Source organism: Gordonia sp. Z-3, from assembly GCF_036233855.1.
Taxonomy (GTDB): domain Bacteria; phylum Actinomycetota; class Actinomycetes; order Mycobacteriales; family Mycobacteriaceae; genus Gordonia; species Gordonia tangerina.
This window is the reverse complement of sequence record NZ_JAZARS010000004.1, coordinates 20,264-35,313: the sequence shown is the minus strand read 5'-3', so window position 1 is coordinate 35,313 and position 15,050 is coordinate 20,264. Positions and strand designations below refer to the sequence as shown.

The following is a 15,050-nucleotide window of genomic DNA, read 5'->3' as shown; positions in this document are numbered from 1 at the left end:
TCGGCGTACGGTGTCGCGTATCGCGCACCACAAGGGTTGCTGTGCAACCGATGTGGCCGTCGGGTACGCGACACCGTTGCGGCGCCGTTGTTTCACGCTATGGAGTTCTCAAGGGACGGTTGCGGTCCCGACCGGGGCCGGGTGCGTGGGAAGACTTGGCTGCGTGACCTACTCGCCGGTCAGCGTGGCTCAGGCGGCGGCGGGTAGGTTGTCGAGGTTCATCGTGCGTCGGTTGTAGGCCGGTATCGGCCGACGTGTCGGGTCAACAGCGGCGGGTGGGATGAGCCAGGGATGTCGGTCGTGACCCATGATCACCTCCCACCCGTTGTGGTGGATGTCGGCATGACACGACGGGCACAGCAGACAGCCGTTGTCCAACACCGTGATTCCACCATCAGCCCAATGCACGAGGTGATGGCCCTGGCAGCGGGAGGCCGCCACGCCGCATTTGATGCAGCACTCGTCGCGTTTGTGCAACGCTTTACGTAGATGGGCTGGGAACAGGCGTTTGTCTTTACTCATCTCCATCGGCACCGCCTCACCGTCGACGATCGCGACGGTCGCGGTGGTGTCACAGGTCAACGTGCGCAGCATGGCTTCGGAGATCGACCCCAGGAACGGCAGTTCGGCCAGATCCGGGGTATCGGCGGGCACCGACACCAATAACTGGTGACGTGGTGCCGAGGCCGCATCACCGCTGCGGGCAGCGATATCCAGCAACGCTTCGAGGGCGTCGGCATGCCGGCGCTCGGTGGAACGCGCATCCGGTGAACCGTCAGGTTCAGGGCGCGGAGCCGCCAACTCTTCCATCGCAGCCGAGAATTTTTCGCCGACCTCGGTGTTGAGGTCGGCGCGCACCTGCAGCCGTCCGTCACCATCGACATCGTGGGTGAGCGTGTTGAGGTTGCGGTCCTCGGATGCCGGTAGCCCACCGGTGTCGGCGGCGGCCTGGTTGCCCAGACGACGCGCACGTTTACCGATGTCGGCGGGGGTGGCGCCGGAAAAGAATTGGGCGAGAAGTTCGGTCACGATGTTTAGACGCGCCACATCGTCGAGCGGTTCCGCCGATCTTTTCCCGACATGATCGACCCCTTTACCCACCGCATCCACATGTTCGGCGGAGATCGCCCCATCGGCGGCATGCGCGCCCAGAGTGGGCAGCTGCGCACGGGCAGTGGCGATACGGATCAGACGGGACGCGACCGCCGGTGCCAACCCCATCACGATCAACAACTCACTGAGTTTGCGGCCGTGGTCGCGGGCCACACCCAGTCGGTCCAGATGGCCGACCACCGTCGCAGCGTGATGGTCGATCAGATTACGCAACGTGACCAGAGCGGCCATCGCATCAAACGCTGCACGCCCCGACATATCGTCGCCCAAGTGCAGGTCACGAACAGAATCAGTGATGGTGGTGAGATCCCCCGAAGCTCCCATGACTCCACTATGGTCGAACACCAGTTCGATGTCAAGGAGTTTCTTGAAAATAGTGCAGAAGATTTTCGAGCGGGTGGGGTGGTTTCGATACGCGGCGGGCTCGCAAGCTCGCACGCCGCTACTCAACCAACGAGGGGGCGGCGGGCTGAGGCACTCGCCTCATGACCCCTGTGCGGCCGCGAGACTTGGCGAGGGGTTCCCCACCCAACCGCTCGTCGGCTGTCATCGACCGTCCGTCGCACAGTCTCACTACTTCGCCGTGTGACCCACAACACCCCATTCTGCTGTGACTTGCACCTCAATACGCTTGCCAGTCGAGAGTCATCACAGACATTCAGGAGGTAGGCGTGTCCACGATCGAACATCCGCCCGGCTCGGCGTCGCATTCGCCGACCGGCGAGCAGTGGCTGGAAGTCCAGGCCAGCCCGGAATTCCAAGACCTGCGGCATCGACTGCGCCGGTTCGTCTTTCCGCTGACGGCGTTCTTCCTGCTGTGGTACGCGCTCTATGTGCTGCTCGGGGCGTTCGCCACCGACTTCATGGGCACAAAGGTTTGGGGCGATATCAACATCGGCCTGATCCTGGGCCTGCTGCAATTTGTCACGACCTTCGTGATCACTGGGCTCTACGTACGGTTCGCCAACCGTGACCTCGACCCGCGGGCCACCGCTATCCGCGAGAAGATGGAAAGCGAGATCAGCGCATGACCACGATCAATCTGGCTGCGTCCGTCGGCAACCCGGTCGCCAACATCTCCATCTTCGTAGCGTTCGTCGCCGTCACCATGTACGTGGTGATCCGGGCGAGCAAGAACAACAAGTCCGCAGCTGACTTCTTCACCGGCGGCCGTGGCTTCTCCGGGCCACAGAACGGCATTGCCATTGCCGGCGACTATCTGTCGGCGGCCAGCTTCCTCGGCATCGCCGGCGCCATCGCCGTCTACGGCTACGATGGCTTCCTCTACTCCATCGGCTTCCTGGTCGCATGGCTCGTCGCCCTGCTGCTGGTGGCCGAATTGCTCCGCAACACCGGCAAATTCACCATGGCCGACGTGCTGAGCTTCCGACTGCGCCAGCGTCCGGTGCGGTTGGCCGCGGCCATCTCTACGCTGATGGTGTCGCTGTTCTATCTCCTCGCCCAGATGGCCGGCGCCGGCGGTCTGGTGGCGCTGCTGCTCGACATCGAGAGCCGCGTCGGCCAGTCGATCGTGATCGCCATCGTCGGTGCGCTGATGATCGTCTACGTCCTCATCGGCGGTATGAAGGGCACCACGTGGGTGCAGATCATCAAGGCCGTCCTGCTGATCACCGGTGCCGCGGTCATGACGTTCATCGTGTTGGCGAAGTTCGGTATGAACGTGTCCAGCATCCTCGGCTCTGCACAGGATGCGATCACCGGGTCGTCGGATGAGAAGGTCGCCGCCCGTGACGTTCTCGCCCCCGGCGCCCAATACGGCGGATCGCTCTCGTCGCAGATCAACTTCATCTCGCTGGCGATCGCCCTGGTGCTCGGTACCGCAGGTCTGCCGCACGTGCTGATGCGCTTCTACACAGTGCCGACGGCCAAGGAAGCACGCAGGTCGGTGGTGTGGGCCATCGCGCTGATCGGCGCGTTCTACCTGTTCACCCTGATTCTCGGCTACGGCGCCGCCGCATTGGTCGGCCCGGACGAGATCATGAACGCCGCAGGCGGACAGAACTCGGCTGCACCGCTGCTGGCCTTCGAACTCGGTGGCGTGGTACTGCTCGGCATCATCTCGGCGGTGGCGTTCGCGACCATCCTCGCCGTGGTCGCCGGCCTGGCCATCACCGCGTCTGCGTCGTTCGCCCATGACATCTACGGCAGTGTCATCAAGCGCGGCCAGGCCAGCGAGGACGACCAGGTGAAGGTGTCGCGCTACACCGTTGTGGTGCTGGGCATCATGGCGATCATCCTCGGCATCCTGGCCAACGGTCAGAACATCGCCTTCCTGGTGGCCCTGGCGTTCGCCATCGCCGCAGCCGCGAACCTGCCGACGATCCTGTACTCGCTGTACTGGAAGCGGTTCAACACCCGCGGTGCGCTGTGGAGCATCTACGGCGGCCTGATCTCGACGATCGTGCTGATCATCTTCTCGCCGGCCGTTTCCGGATCGGCGACCGCGATGATTCCCGGCGCCGACTTCGCCTGGTTCCCGCTGTCCAATCCGGGCATCATCTCCATCCCGGTGGGCTTCCTGCTCGGCATCGTCGGCACGCTGACCACGCCGAAGGATGCCGGCACCCCGGAACGTAACGCGGAGATGGAAGTTCGCTCGCTGACCGGTGTCGGTGCGGAAAAGGCGGTCGCGCACTAGGTTTCGCGGGGTTCCGTTCCACCGCTTCGTTCCCGCTCTCTCGCTTGAGGGAGCGGGAACGATGTGCGTCGTCGGCACCGACGGCCAGGATCAACGCAGGTCGGCTCGGGTCGCGCGGGTTGGCTCGGATCGCGCGGGCGGTCGACGACCTGCGTTTTCTCGGCCGACCCGCGCGGGCCCCTCAGCTCTCCTGAATCCGCGCGAACGGCTGTGCTGCTTCAAGTTCGAACGCCAGCTCCAGCAACAGCCGCTCCCGCCCGAGGTCGGCACCGAAGTGGATGCCCAGCGGACGACCGTCGGAGGTCCGGCCCAGCGGCAGGTTCATCGCTGGCGTGCCCGACGTATTGTTCGCAGGCGTGTAGGCGACGTAGTGCACGAGCCGCTCGAAGATCACGTCGAAGTCGCCGCCGGGATCGAGGTAGCCGATCCGTGGGACGGTGTGCGACAGTGTCGGCGACAGCAGCAGGTCGAAACGGTCAAAGACGGTGCGGAACTTCGCTGTGGCTCGTTTGAGCCCGATGATCGTCGCCGGGGTGCGCCAGAACGCCCGCGCGTATCGCCGCGCAAGTCCCCGAGTGAACGGGTCCAGGGCCTCTTTGTCGAAGTCCTTGCCGACCATGAGTTTTCCGGCGCGGTCCATGGTGAACGCGAGCATCGACCAGTAGTCGGTGAATTGCCGGACGAAGGTCTCGTCCAGCGGGACCGGGGTCGATTCCACGTGGTGGCCGAGCGACGTCAGCAGTTCGACCACCTCGGTCATCGCAGTGGCGGTGTCGTCGTCGATCGGGGCGCCGGTAACGGTGTCGGTGATCAGTCCGATACGCAACCGGCGCGTTCCCGGCCCCTCCACCAGCCCGACGCTGGGCAGGCCTTCGGGCGCGCGGAAACGTTCGGCATCGTCGATGAAATGCGCGGTGTCACGCACGGTTCGACTCAGAATGCCGTTGGAGATGATGTCGACCGGCAGGATGCGTCCGGTCGGCGACGGTTCGACACGCCCGCGCGACGGCTTCAGCCCGACCAGCCCGCACGCCGCAGCCGGTATCCGGATCGAGCCGCCACCATCGTTGCCGTGCGCCAGCGGCAGCGCCCCGGCGGCAACCAACGCGGCCGAGCCTCCCGACGAAGCGCCCGCCGAATAGTCGGTGTTCCAGGGGTTTCGGGTGGGTTCGCGGTCGACGAACTCCGTGGTCGCGGTGAGCCCGAAGGCCGGCAATGTCGAGGCGCCGACGATGTTCACGCCGGTCGACAACAACTGCTCGGTGAACGGCTCGTTGCCCTTTGCCGGCAGATCGGGCATCGCGGCCGACCCGTTGCCCACGGGCAACCCCTCGAACAGGGTGTTGTTCTTGATGATCGACGGGACTCCGGCGAACGATCCGCCGGGGATGCCCTCCCCGACCGCCCGCTTGCGGGCCCGCTCGCGATCGTCGACGGCGACCGCATTCAGATGCGGCTCTACCGCATCGATGCGGGCCAGAGCGGCCTCCAACGCCTCAGCGGCCGATATCTCCCCGCCGGCGATCGCGGCGGCGATGCCCACCCCGTCCCGATCGCCGAGAGCATCATCGCCGAAGGCATGCACGTGTCGCATGCGCCGACCCTAGCGCGATGTGCCGCGCGATTCGGTCATGCGCATGACATCGGCGGCCAGCGTCGCGGCGTAGGTGTCGTCGAGCCCCAGGCCGAACACCGCGTGGTGATACAGGGGCGCGATGACATGGTCGAGGATCTGCCGCACCGACGGCGTCGCCTCGCCGCGCTCGGCGGCCCGATCCACCATCTGTTCGGCCTGTTCGCGCCGGATCTCCCAGCACGGGCACTCCTCCACTACGTCATCGCGGGCGAACACCATCGCCCGGAGGTAGGCGCGGCGCTTGGGCCGACCGATGTCGGCGGCGATGATCCGCGACCACTCGGCCAGATCAGCGCCGAGATCGCTGGTGTCGGGTAGCGGCTCACCCTGAGTGAGCGCTGCGACGGCCACCTCACCCAGCAACGCCTCGATGGAACCCCATCGCCGGTAGATACTGGTCGGATTGACCTCGGCCAACTCGGCGACCTCGGGGATCGTCATGGTGTCACGCCGACCTGCGCCCACGAGCTGACCTACCGCGGCATAGACCGCCGACTGCACTCGCGCGCTACGTCCGCCGGGCCGACGCGCCCGATCACCCGCGTCCGGACGCGATGCGGCGGCATGGGAACTACTCATGCGATCCATTATTGCAAATCAAGTTGCTTTAGTGGCGGCCTCTGGATACGTTGAATCTAACGCAAATGTCTTTGCTTTAGGAGTGGCGATGCCCCGGTTACACCCGCACCGCGCGTTCTGGGTGGTCACCGCCACGTTCGTGATGGTGCTCTTTTCCTCTGCGGCACCCTCGCCCCTCTACCCCGTTTATCAGGAGCTGTGGGGCTTCTCCGCATTCACCCTCACCGCGGTCTTCGCCATCTACGTGGCGACGATGCTGATCAGCCTGCTCACGGTGGGCGCGCTCTCCGACCACATCGGACGACGTCCGGTGCTCGCGGTGGCGCTCGCGTTGCTGATCGCGAGCATGGTGCTGTTCGTCGTGGCCGACAACGTCGGCGTTCTGATGGCCGCACGCGCCCTGCAAGGCCTTGCCACCGGCGCCGCGATGGGCACCCTGACCGCGACCGTCGTGGACCTGCAGCCAACTCCCCGCCTCGGCTCTGCCATCACCGGCGCCGCGCCGGCCATCGGACTCGCCGGCGGTGTCGCGATCGCCGGACTGCTGGTCGAGTACGCACCGGCACCACGGTTCCTCGTCTACGAGGTGATCCTCGGACTGTTCGCCGCGCTCCTCGTAGCGTTGCTGGTGGTCCCCGAAACCTCCGAGCGCGTCGGCTTCACCTCCCGACGGCACCTTGTCGCCACTCTCTCACCGCAGGTGACCCTCCCCTCGTCGGTCCGCCGGGTGTTCGTCGCGGCGGTGCCCGCGCTGGTCGCGACGTGGTCGCTCGGCGGGCTCTACCTGTCGCTCGGGTCGTCGGTGGTGGCGCGGGTCTTCGGCGTCGAGAACCACGCCGAGGCAGGCGTGCTGCTGTTCACCTTCTTCGCCTCGGCTGCGGTCACTTCTCTGCTGATCACCGGTCGCGAAGCCGCCACCAAGCTGGCCTTCGGCTATCCCGCGCTCGCCGGTGGTGCGGTCATCTCCCTGTCGGGCGTGCTGTCCGAGGCGCTGCCGCTATACGTCGTAGGTTCGATCGTGGCCGGATCCGGATTCGCCGCGACCTTCCTCGGCGCACTGGACAGCGTCGTCGCGGCAACCCCGACACAACAACGCGGACAGGTCTTCTCATCGGTGTTCGTCGCCAGCTACCTCGCGTTCAGCCTCCCTGCGGTGGTGGCCGGGCTCGTCGTGTCCCATGCCGGCCTGCAGGCAACGGTCGTCGGGTACGTGGCCTACGTCCTGACGCTGGCGATCCTCGGCGCGCTCGTCAACGCGGTGCGACGCCGGTCGACGCGACGCGACGCCTCAGCAGCAGAGGCAGCCGACCACGCGATCGCGGCGCCTCGCTGAGGAGCTCGCACACACGCAGTCGCTCGGTCCCGAACGTCACGTACCCGCGTCGGACTCCAGAGCACCGACGATCCGCGCAGCCATATCTGCATGGAACTCACCGATCTGCTCGGGTGTCATCGCACCCGATTCCCGGTACCAACGCGCGACGTCGACGCCCATCGACAGCAGCAGAGTCGTCGTCGCCTTCGGGTCGTCGACGTCGAAGGCCCCGTCTGCGATACCCGCGCCCACAATCGCGCCGACTCGTGCGGCGACCTCCTTGCGCATGACCTCGATGGCCGCGCGATGCTCGGGCGAGAGCGAGTCCAACTCGTAATTGACCACCCGCGACCAGACGTGATCGCGGGCGTGGTGGGCGGCGAGCGCACCGATCACGACCCGCAACCGGAGGGCGGGCGACTGCTCGGGGTCGTCGGAAGCGTCGATCAATCGCAGAAACGACCGATGCCCGGCGTCGGAGAGCTCGTAGAGCACCTCTTCCTTGGACTTGAAATGCACGTACACCGCCGCCGGACTCATCTGCGCGCCGGTGGCGATGTCGCGGGTGGTGGTCGTGGTGAACCCCTTGGCGGCAAAGGCCTCCACCGCGGCGCGCAGCAACCGTGAGCGTGCCGCGACGGCACGGGACGGCGGTTCCACGACAGACATGTCCCCGTTCTCCGTTCTCGACATCTCGCCGGTTGCACGGCTCCGGACATTGACAGGGGCCGCGGGGCGCGGCATAGTGCACAGTATCACTAAGCAAGCGCTTAGTCAGCAGCCGCGGACAACCGGCCACCGAGTTCCGCGACCGCACCCCACATCCCCTGACCAGGAGTAAGACAGAACTCATGCAGCTGACATTCAGTCCCGAAGAAGAGGCATTCCGCGATGAGTTGCGGGCGATCTTCGCGAAGGTTCCCGAAGATCTGCGGCGCCGGTCGGAAGCGGGCAAGCTGAACTACCCCGACGACCTGGTCACCACCACGCGCATCCTCAACGAACACGGGGTCGCGACGCCGGGCTGGCCGGTCGAGGCCGGTGGCCGCGACTGGACTCCCATTCAGAGCCACATCTACCGCGAGGAGATGAGCCTGATGCATGTCCCGGACCTGCTGCCGTTCAACGTCGGCATGATCGGCCCGGTCATCGCGCAGTTCGGTTCGCCAGAGATGAAGGAACGCTTCCTGGCCAAGACCGCCAACCTCGACATCTGGTGGTGCCAGGGCTTCTCCGAGCCCGAGGCCGGCTCGGACCTCGCCTCGCTCAAGACCCGCGCGGTGCGCGATGGTGACCACTACATCGTCAATGGCCAGAAGACGTGGACCACCCTCGGCCAGTTCGCCGACTGGATCTTCTGCCTGGTGCGCACCGATCCGGACGCCAAGAAACAGGCCGGCATCAGCATGCTGCTGTTCCCGATGGACACCCCCGGCGTGGAACTGCGGCCGATCCAGTTGATCGACGGCAGCTTCGAGGTCAACGAGGTCTTCTTCAACGATGTCCGCGTGCCGGTAGAGAATCTGGTCGGCAAGGAGAACGAAGGCTGGACGCAGGCCAAGTTCCTGCTCGGCAACGAGCGCAGCGGCATTGCGCGGGTCGGCTACACCAAGACCAAACTCGCCAAGGCCAAGGAACTCGCACGCCAGATCACCACGGCGTCCGGCGGCACCCTGCTGGAGGACCCGCTGTTCGCAGCCCGGCTGGCCGAGTTGGAGAACGACCTGCTCGCCTTGGAGATGACCCAGTTGCGTGTGGCCGCCTCGTCGGCGGACGGAAAGCCCAACCCGGCGTCGTCGCTGCTGAAGCTGCGCGGCAGCCAACTGCAGCAGGACGCCATGGAGTTGCTCGCCGACATCGCCGGCGCCGACTCGCTGCCGGTTGCCGGTCTCGATGCGTCGGCCGCCAACGGCACCGCCGACGTCACGTCGCCGGAATGGGCACAGCTGTCCGCGCCGACCTACCTCAACTACCGCAAGGTCAGCATCTACGGCGGATCGTCGGAGGTTCAGCGCCAGATCATCGACAAGGCCGTGCTGGGTCTCTGAGCCAAGCGCCGCCTCACTACTTTTCACGACTCACGAGAACCTGGGAACCATTCATGGATTTCGAACTTTCCGACGAACAGACGATGCTGCGCGACACCGTGCGCGAGGTGCTGACCCGCAAGTACGACGTCGAGACGTTGCGTAAGGTCACCGACACCGAACTCGGTTGGGACAAGGGGGTGTGGAAGTCGTTGGCCGACATCGGCATCCTCGGCCTGACCTTCCCCGAGGACGACGGTGGCATGGGCGCCGGTCCGGTGGAGTTCACGAGCGTCATGACCGAGATCGGTCGCGCCCTGGCACCTGAGCCCTACCTCGACTCCGTCCTCGTTCCGGGGTCGCTGGTCGCCGCAACCGCCGACGACGAGACCCGCGCCGAGCTGCTCGGCGGGCTGGCCTCCGGCGAACTGCTGATGGCATTCGCCCACCTCGAAGCCGGCGACCGCTGGCCGGGCGCGAAGGTGGCCACCACCGCCACCGACGGCAAGCTCAATGGCACCAAAACACTTGTCGGCCACGGTGACTGCGCGGACAAGCTGGTCGTGTCGGCGCGCACCGACGACGGCGTCGGGCTGTTCCTGGTCGACGCGAACGCCGGCGATGTCACGCGCACCCCGTACCGTTCACATGATCGCCGTCGCGGGGCGCAGATCGAGTTCGCCGACGCGGCAGCGGTGCGTCTGGGCAGCGGCGACGCCACGCAGGTCATCGCCGACGCCGAGGTCGGCATCCAGACCGCCCTGTGCGCCGAGGCCGTCGGCGCAATGGAGCGTGCCCTCGACCTCACCGTCGAATACCTGAAGACCCGCAAGCAGTTCGGTGTCACGCTGTCACAGTTCCAGACACTCACCCAGCGCGCCGCGGACATGTACGCGCAACTGGAACTGGCCCGCAGTATGAGCCTCTACGCGACGACCGCATTATCCGACGGCATCTGCGATCCAATCATCGCCTCGCGGGCGAAACTGCAGATCTGCCGCTCGGGCCGGGCCATCGGCCAGGAAGCAGTGCAGATGCACGGCGGCATCGGCATGACCGCCGAGTATCCCGTCGGCCACTACCTCAGCCGACTCACCGCGATTTCGCACACGCTCGGCGATGCCGCTGACCACGTGTCGGTCCTGGCCCGCTCAGTCGGCGACCACGAGATGGTGATGGTCGGCTGAGTCGATTCGACACCTGACCGTCCAGGCTCCTGCCGCCCTTTCCGGGAGTTATCCCGATCGGCCGGCAGGGGCCTGGGCGTTATCGGGCGCCGCGCCTCGTCTCGGATCGCTACTGTTTCTCCCATGGACCAACTGCGCGACAACCTGGGCGATGCCGCCGCCTACAGCCTCGTGGGAATCGCGTTGCTCATCGCGGGGTTCGTGGCCCTGGACCTCGTGACCCCCGGCCGATTGCGCAATCTGATCTGGCTCGACCACAACCGCAACGCGGTGATGCTGGCGACCGCCCAGGTCATCGGTCTTTCGATCGTCCTTGTTGCCGGCGCACGCGATTCGCTGGCGCTCGAACTGTGGCGAGGAGTGCTCTACACCGCCATCTATGTATTGCTAGCGATCGCAGTGATGATGTGGTCGTTCGTTCTCATCGACTGGCTCACGCCCGGCAAACTCGGCACGCTGCTGCTGGAGGACGACGGGCACCCGGCGGGGTGGATCTGTGGCGCGGTGTTCATCGGGATCGGCGCGGTCATCGGCGCTGCCATCGGCTTGTAGTAGCGCTCGCGCGTTCCGAATCTGGTCAAGCGTGTCCGCCGGCATCACCGCTGAGCGCGCTCGGATGGATTATCCAGCCGATGGCACCCAACCGTGATGCTCGCGGACATCCGCAGCCCCAGAGACGCCATCCGCCCACTATTGACTCGTAGACAATTGCCTATTGACCACCAGACAACAAGCTCTTAGTCTCGTGGCAATCGCATAGCCACTCACCGAGGAGAAACAGCATGGCCGCGCCCCTGATCGAAGAATCCATCGTCATCACCGCCTCTGCCGAGGACGTCTGGGCGGTGATCTCCGACCTCAAGCGCATGGGCGAGTGGAGCCCGCAGTGCAAGAAGATGATCATCCGCGGCGGCGCCGTGGGCCTGGGCACCAAGACCATCAACATCAACCGTCGCGGCCCGCTCGTGTGGCCGACCACGTCGAAGGTGGTCCGGTTCGCCCCCAACCGTGAACTCGCGTTCCGCGTCGCCGAGAACCGCACCGTGTGGAGTTACACCATCGAGCCCACGGACAACGGTGTGACGCTGATCGAGAAGCGGGAGGTCGGCAACGGCACCACTGCTGTGTCGTCGTTCCTGGTGGACAAGGCCATGGGTGGTACCGCCAACTTCGAGGCCGAACTCAAGCTCGGGATGGCCGAGACCCTCGGCAAGATCAAGCGCGAAGCCGAGGCGTCGGCAGCGCGCGCTGCCTGAGCAGGTAGTCGGACCTCGCTGGAAGCCTTTTGCCGCTAGGTGACGGGCATACACCGCTGGCCGAGCGCCTTTCATTCGCTCGTCGAGCGCCCTTCATTCGCTGGTCGAGCGCCCTTCATTCGCTGGTCGAGTAGCCGCCGAGCCGCTAGGCGAGGGGGTGTATCGAGACCGCTTCTCGCGCAACTGGTCTCGATACGTCCCTCGCCTAGCGGCTCGGAACTACTCGACCAGCAGAAAGAGCGGCTCGGAACTACTCGACCAGCAGACAGAAAGAGCGGACGCCAGGGCGGCTATTGCTCCGCCAACTTCTGCACCAGCGCGGGCAGGTCGGCCACCGAATCGATCACGTGGTCGGGCACCGGCCCGAATTCGTCGCGTTGTAGCGCGCGCAACGCCTCGTCCCGGAACTTACCGGTACGCACCAGCACACCGATCAGCGCGGCGGCCTGCGCACCGAGGACGTCGTTGTGCATGTCGTCGCCGACCATGATCACCTGGTTTGGTTCGAGCTGCATCAGGTCAACGGCGGCACGGAAGCCGAGCGGGGACGGTTTGCCGATCGCCTTGATCTTGCGCCCGGCGGCTTTCTCCAGTCCCTCGAGGTAGACGCCGGTGTCGATGCTGAGCCCCCCGGCCGTCGACCATGTCATCGACCGATGCATGGCCACCACCGGCACACCGCTGACCATCGATTCGAGCACCTGGGACAGTGACCGGTGATCGAACACCGGTCCGGCGCCGCCGAGCACCACGACTTCGGCCGACGCGGGGTCGTCGGTGAGCTCCACACCCGTCATGTCTTCGGCGATGGGTCCCTCGTTGAGCACCCAGACCCGCTTGCCGGGGTGGTTCGCGGTCAGATACTCGGCAGTGAGCTTGGCGGCGGTGAGGATCTCCTCGGGGGACACCTCGAAGCCACACGCGTTGAGCGCCTCGGCGATGTCACCCCGCGACCGCGAGGTGGTGTTGGTCAGGAACATGCGCGGATAACCCCGCTCGTACAGTTTCGCGACCGCGTCGACCGCTCCCGGCAGCGCCTTCCACGAGGTGACCATCACCCCGTCGATGTCGAGCAGCAAACCGAGCGCCATGGTGTTTGAATCTAGTCCCGTCGACGGCACCCTGCACGGCCGGCCGACGCGAGATGGCATGCTGAGCGCATGCGATCGGTGTCCGACCACCAGGCCGTCGTCGCCGCACTCTTCGGCGACCCCGTGTCCGAGACCGTGCCGGTGGCCGCTGCGCTCGGCGCCGTCACGACCACTGAGATCCTCGCGTCGTCGGCGTTGCCCGGCTTCGACAACTCGGCAATGGACGGCTACGCCGTGCGTGCCGGCGAGATCTCCTCCGCCACCGAGCAATCACCGGTGACACTGCCGGTCGCCGAAGACATACCCGCGGGACGCACCGACCGGCTGACGCTGACCCCCGGCACGGCGCATCGCATCATGACGGGTGCGCCGATGCCCGCCGACGCCGACGCCGTGGTGCCGGTGGAGATGACCGACGGCGGCGTGGACCAGGTGACGATCCGCTCCTCGATCCCCGCTGGCAAGCACATCCGTCGCGCCGGTTCCGACATCGAGGCCGGCCGGCCCGCCATTGCCGCCGGCACCCGGATCGGTGCACCTCAGGTCGGCCTGCTCGCCGCGCTGGGAATCACCGAGGTCGCGGTGCTCCGGCGGCTGCGCGTGGTGGTGCTCTCGACCGGCTCCGAACTCGTCACCCCCGGTCAGCCGCTGCACCACGGACAGATCTACGAATCCAATGGGCCGATGCTGACCGCGGCGGCCACCGAAGCCGGCGCCGAGGCCACCCACCTGCACTATGTGACCGACGACGTCGACGCGTTCCGCACCCGGCTCGACGAGATCAGCGGCTGGGCCGACGTCATCATCACCTCGGGCGGGGTCAGTGCGGGCGCTTTCGAGGTGGTCAAGGATGCGCTCACCGACAGCGACGACATCGAGTTCGTGAAGGTCGCGATGCAGCCCGGCATGCCGCAGGGCTGCGGCCACTACCCCGGGCCCGACGGTCGCCGCGTACCGATCATCACGCTGCCCGGCAACCCGGTGAGTTCGCTGGTGTCGTTCGAGATGTTCATCCGGCCCGCGCTGCGCGCGGCGATGGGGCTGCCGGAGGACCGTCCGACCCGAACGGCCCGGCTGAGCGCCGACGTGGTGTCGCCGGCCGGCAAGCGACAGTTCATGCGCGGAGTGCTGCGCAGCGACGACACCGGCGCGGTTGTCGACCCCATCGGCCCACCGGCCTCCCATCACCTGCGCTATCTGGCGCAGGCGAACGCACTGATCGACATTCCCGAGGATGTCGATGCGGTCAGCGAGGGTACATCCGTCCAGGTGATCGAGGTGTGACGTGCTCGCAGCGGGCCGCCGTCACGCTGACCGACGGGCTCGACACTCTAAGCTGGGGCGAGCGGGCCGTGACATCGCATGTGCCCAGTCGACTAGCAGGAGGTTGATGGTGGCCAGGCGCCCGCGGCCGAACGGAACGCGCAGCGGACCAGGACATCTCGTCGACCTCGCGCGGGAGACCATTCCCCCGGTGCATTCGGCGGGTATCCCCTTCGTGGTGGGACCGGCCACTGTCGCCTTCCTGGGCCGACGCCATCCGTGGATCGCCCGGCCTGCCGCACTCACCGCAGCGGCGTGTGCGCTGTTCTTCCGGCATCCACCACGCGTGCCGCCCGCCGACGCGGGCGCGGTCGTCGCCCCCGCAGACGGCACCATCTCCCTGGTCGACGCGGCTGTGCCGCCACCGGAGTCGGGCCTCGGCGATGAGCCACTGCCCCGCGTGTCGACCTTCTTGTCCATCTTCGACGTACACGTCCAGCGCGTACCGGTGGCCGGTCGGGTGACGTCGGTGACGCACACACCCGGCGCTTTCGTCTCCGCCGATCTGCCCGAGGCCAGTTCGGTCAACGAGCGGTCCACGATGACGTTGCGCTGCCCGGTCGGCCAGACCGTCCACGACGTCGCCGTCGTCCAGATCGCGGGACTCATCGCGCGGCGCATCGTGTGCGAACCCGTCGTCGGCGACGAGTTGGCCATCGCCGACACCTACGGCCTGATCCGATTCGGCTCCCGCGTCGACGTCTACCTGCCCGCAGGCACGATTCTGAACGTCCGGGTCGGCCAGCGCGCAGTGGGCGGCGAAACCCTGTTCGCGACGCTCGGCTGATCGCATGCCTCCCGCCCGCAGGTCCGAACGTCCGACTCCCCACCGAACACCGAGTTCCCACCGAACGCCGAGCGCGC

At 66.4% G+C, this 15,050-nt stretch carries 14 protein-coding genes; 9 read left to right on the top strand and 5 right to left on the bottom strand.

Going from position 1 to position 15,050, the window contains the following annotated elements; all coding sequences use genetic code 11:
• Positions 1 to 189: 189 nt before the first annotated feature.
• Entirely contained in the window at positions 190 to 1,437 is a 1,248-nt protein-coding gene (locus VX037_RS05335) for an HNH endonuclease (RefSeq protein ID WP_328713498.1), read from the bottom strand.
• A 347-nt stretch (positions 1,438 to 1,784) separates the two neighbouring features.
• Here VX037_RS05335 and VX037_RS05330 point away from each other — a divergent pair, with 347 nt between their 5' ends.
• Together VX037_RS05330 and VX037_RS05325 are read left to right on the top strand one after the other, a co-directional pair.
• Positions 1,785 to 2,144 carry a DUF485 domain-containing protein gene (locus tag VX037_RS05330; protein WP_266060308.1) on the top strand — a complete coding sequence of 120 codons (360 nt, stop codon included), beginning with the start codon at positions 1,785 to 1,787 and terminating at the stop codon, positions 2,142 to 2,144.
• Entirely contained in the window at positions 2,141 to 3,772 is a 1,632-nt protein-coding gene (locus tag VX037_RS05325) for a solute symporter family protein (protein WP_266060306.1), read from the top strand. Before VX037_RS05330 ends, VX037_RS05325 begins: the two co-directional genes overlap by 4 nt.
• A 181-nt stretch (positions 3,773 to 3,953) precedes the next feature.
• Here the strand turns inward: VX037_RS05325 and VX037_RS05320 are convergent, their stop codons facing one another.
• Together VX037_RS05320 and VX037_RS05315 are read right to left on the bottom strand one after the other, a co-directional pair.
• Positions 3,954 to 5,366 (bottom strand): amidase, encoded by a 1,413-nt coding sequence (locus VX037_RS05320; RefSeq protein WP_328713496.1) that lies wholly within the window; start codon positions 5,364 to 5,366, stop codon positions 3,954 to 3,956.
• 9 nt (positions 5,367 to 5,375) lie between these two features.
• Positions 5,376 to 5,996, bottom strand: a complete 621-nt coding sequence (locus VX037_RS05315) for a TetR/AcrR family transcriptional regulator C-terminal ligand-binding domain-containing protein (RefSeq protein ID WP_442903638.1) — start codon at positions 5,994 to 5,996, stop codon at positions 5,376 to 5,378.
• Between the two features lie 79 nt (positions 5,997 to 6,075).
• Between VX037_RS05315 and VX037_RS05310 the strand changes: the two genes are divergently transcribed.
• Positions 6,076 to 7,320 carry an MFS transporter gene (locus VX037_RS05310; RefSeq protein ID WP_328713492.1) on the top strand — a complete coding sequence of 415 codons (1,245 nt, stop codon included), beginning with the start codon at positions 6,076 to 6,078 and terminating at the stop codon, positions 7,318 to 7,320.
• 36 nt (positions 7,321 to 7,356) lie between these two features.
• On the opposite strand, the gene VX037_RS05305 is transcribed toward VX037_RS05310, so the two are convergent.
• On the bottom strand, positions 7,357 to 7,971 hold the full coding sequence (locus VX037_RS05305; protein WP_328713491.1) for a TetR/AcrR family transcriptional regulator: 615 nt from the start codon (positions 7,969 to 7,971) through the stop codon (positions 7,357 to 7,359).
• Positions 7,972 to 8,153: 182 nt separating this feature from the next.
• Here VX037_RS05305 and VX037_RS05300 point away from each other — a divergent pair, with 182 nt between their 5' ends.
• From VX037_RS05300 to VX037_RS05285, 4 genes are all read left to right on the top strand, one after another.
• Positions 8,154 to 9,350, top strand: coding sequence for an acyl-CoA dehydrogenase family protein (locus tag VX037_RS05300; protein ID WP_328713489.1), 1,197 nt, complete (start codon positions 8,154 to 8,156; stop codon positions 9,348 to 9,350).
• A gap of 53 nt (positions 9,351 to 9,403) precedes the next feature.
• Complete coding sequence (locus tag VX037_RS05295) at positions 9,404 to 10,516, top strand: acyl-CoA dehydrogenase family protein (RefSeq protein ID WP_235726133.1); 1,113 nt, start codon at positions 9,404 to 9,406, stop codon at positions 10,514 to 10,516.
• Between the two features lie 123 nt (positions 10,517 to 10,639).
• On the top strand, positions 10,640 to 11,068 hold the full coding sequence (locus VX037_RS05290) for a DUF350 domain-containing protein (RefSeq protein ID WP_235726134.1): 429 nt from the start codon (positions 10,640 to 10,642) through the stop codon (positions 11,066 to 11,068).
• Positions 11,069 to 11,298: 230 nt separating this feature from the next.
• Positions 11,299 to 11,772, top strand: a complete 474-nt coding sequence (locus VX037_RS05285; protein WP_235726135.1) for an SRPBCC family protein — start codon at positions 11,299 to 11,301, stop codon at positions 11,770 to 11,772.
• Between the two features lie 290 nt (positions 11,773 to 12,062).
• Here the strand turns inward: VX037_RS05285 and VX037_RS05280 are convergent, their stop codons facing one another.
• Positions 12,063 to 12,863: an HAD-IIA family hydrolase gene (locus VX037_RS05280; RefSeq protein WP_235726136.1), complete on the bottom strand. Its 801-nt coding sequence runs from the start codon at positions 12,861 to 12,863 to the stop codon at positions 12,063 to 12,065.
• A gap of 69 nt (positions 12,864 to 12,932) precedes the next feature.
• Between VX037_RS05280 and moeA the strand changes: the two genes are divergently transcribed.
• Together moeA and VX037_RS05270 are read left to right on the top strand one after the other, a co-directional pair.
• The gene (gene moeA / locus VX037_RS05275) at positions 12,933 to 14,147 is read left to right on the top strand and encodes a molybdopterin molybdotransferase MoeA (RefSeq protein WP_235726137.1); all 1,215 of its coding nucleotides are present in this window, start codon (positions 12,933 to 12,935) and stop codon (positions 14,145 to 14,147) included.
• A gap of 109 nt (positions 14,148 to 14,256) precedes the next feature.
• Positions 14,257 to 14,973, top strand: coding sequence for a phosphatidylserine decarboxylase (locus VX037_RS05270; protein ID WP_235726138.1), 717 nt, complete (start codon positions 14,257 to 14,259; stop codon positions 14,971 to 14,973).
• The last annotated feature ends 77 nt before the right edge of the window (positions 14,974 to 15,050 follow it).

Bases quoted from the DNA above. Each gene is read 5' to 3' on its own strand.
- VX037_RS05335 (WP_328713498.1), bottom strand. From the start codon at position 1,437: ATGGGAGCTTCGGGGGATCTCACCACCATCACTGATTCTGTTCGTGAC.
- VX037_RS05325 (WP_266060306.1), top strand. From the start codon at position 2,141: ATGACCACGATCAATCTGGCTGCGTCCGTCGGCAACCCGGTCGCCAAC.
- VX037_RS05320 (WP_328713496.1), bottom strand. From the start codon at position 5,366: ATGCGACACGTGCATGCCTTCGGCGATGATGCTCTCGGCGATCGGGAC.
- VX037_RS05315 (WP_442903638.1), bottom strand. From the start codon at position 5,996: ATGGATCGCATGAGTAGTTCCCATGCCGCCGCATCGCGTCCGGACGCG.
- VX037_RS05310 (WP_328713492.1), top strand. From the start codon at position 6,076: ATGCCCCGGTTACACCCGCACCGCGCGTTCTGGGTGGTCACCGCCACG.
- VX037_RS05305 (WP_328713491.1), bottom strand. From the start codon at position 7,971: ATGTCTGTCGTGGAACCGCCGTCCCGTGCCGTCGCGGCACGCTCACGG.
- VX037_RS05300 (WP_328713489.1), top strand. From the start codon at position 8,154: ATGCAGCTGACATTCAGTCCCGAAGAAGAGGCATTCCGCGATGAGTTG.
- VX037_RS05295 (WP_235726133.1), top strand. From the start codon at position 9,404: ATGGATTTCGAACTTTCCGACGAACAGACGATGCTGCGCGACACCGTG.
- VX037_RS05290 (WP_235726134.1), top strand. From the start codon at position 10,640: ATGGACCAACTGCGCGACAACCTGGGCGATGCCGCCGCCTACAGCCTC.
- VX037_RS05285 (WP_235726135.1), top strand. From the start codon at position 11,299: ATGGCCGCGCCCCTGATCGAAGAATCCATCGTCATCACCGCCTCTGCC.
- VX037_RS05280 (WP_235726136.1), bottom strand. From the start codon at position 12,863: ATGGCGCTCGGTTTGCTGCTCGACATCGACGGGGTGATGGTCACCTCG.
- moeA (WP_235726137.1), top strand. From the start codon at position 12,933: ATGCGATCGGTGTCCGACCACCAGGCCGTCGTCGCCGCACTCTTCGGC.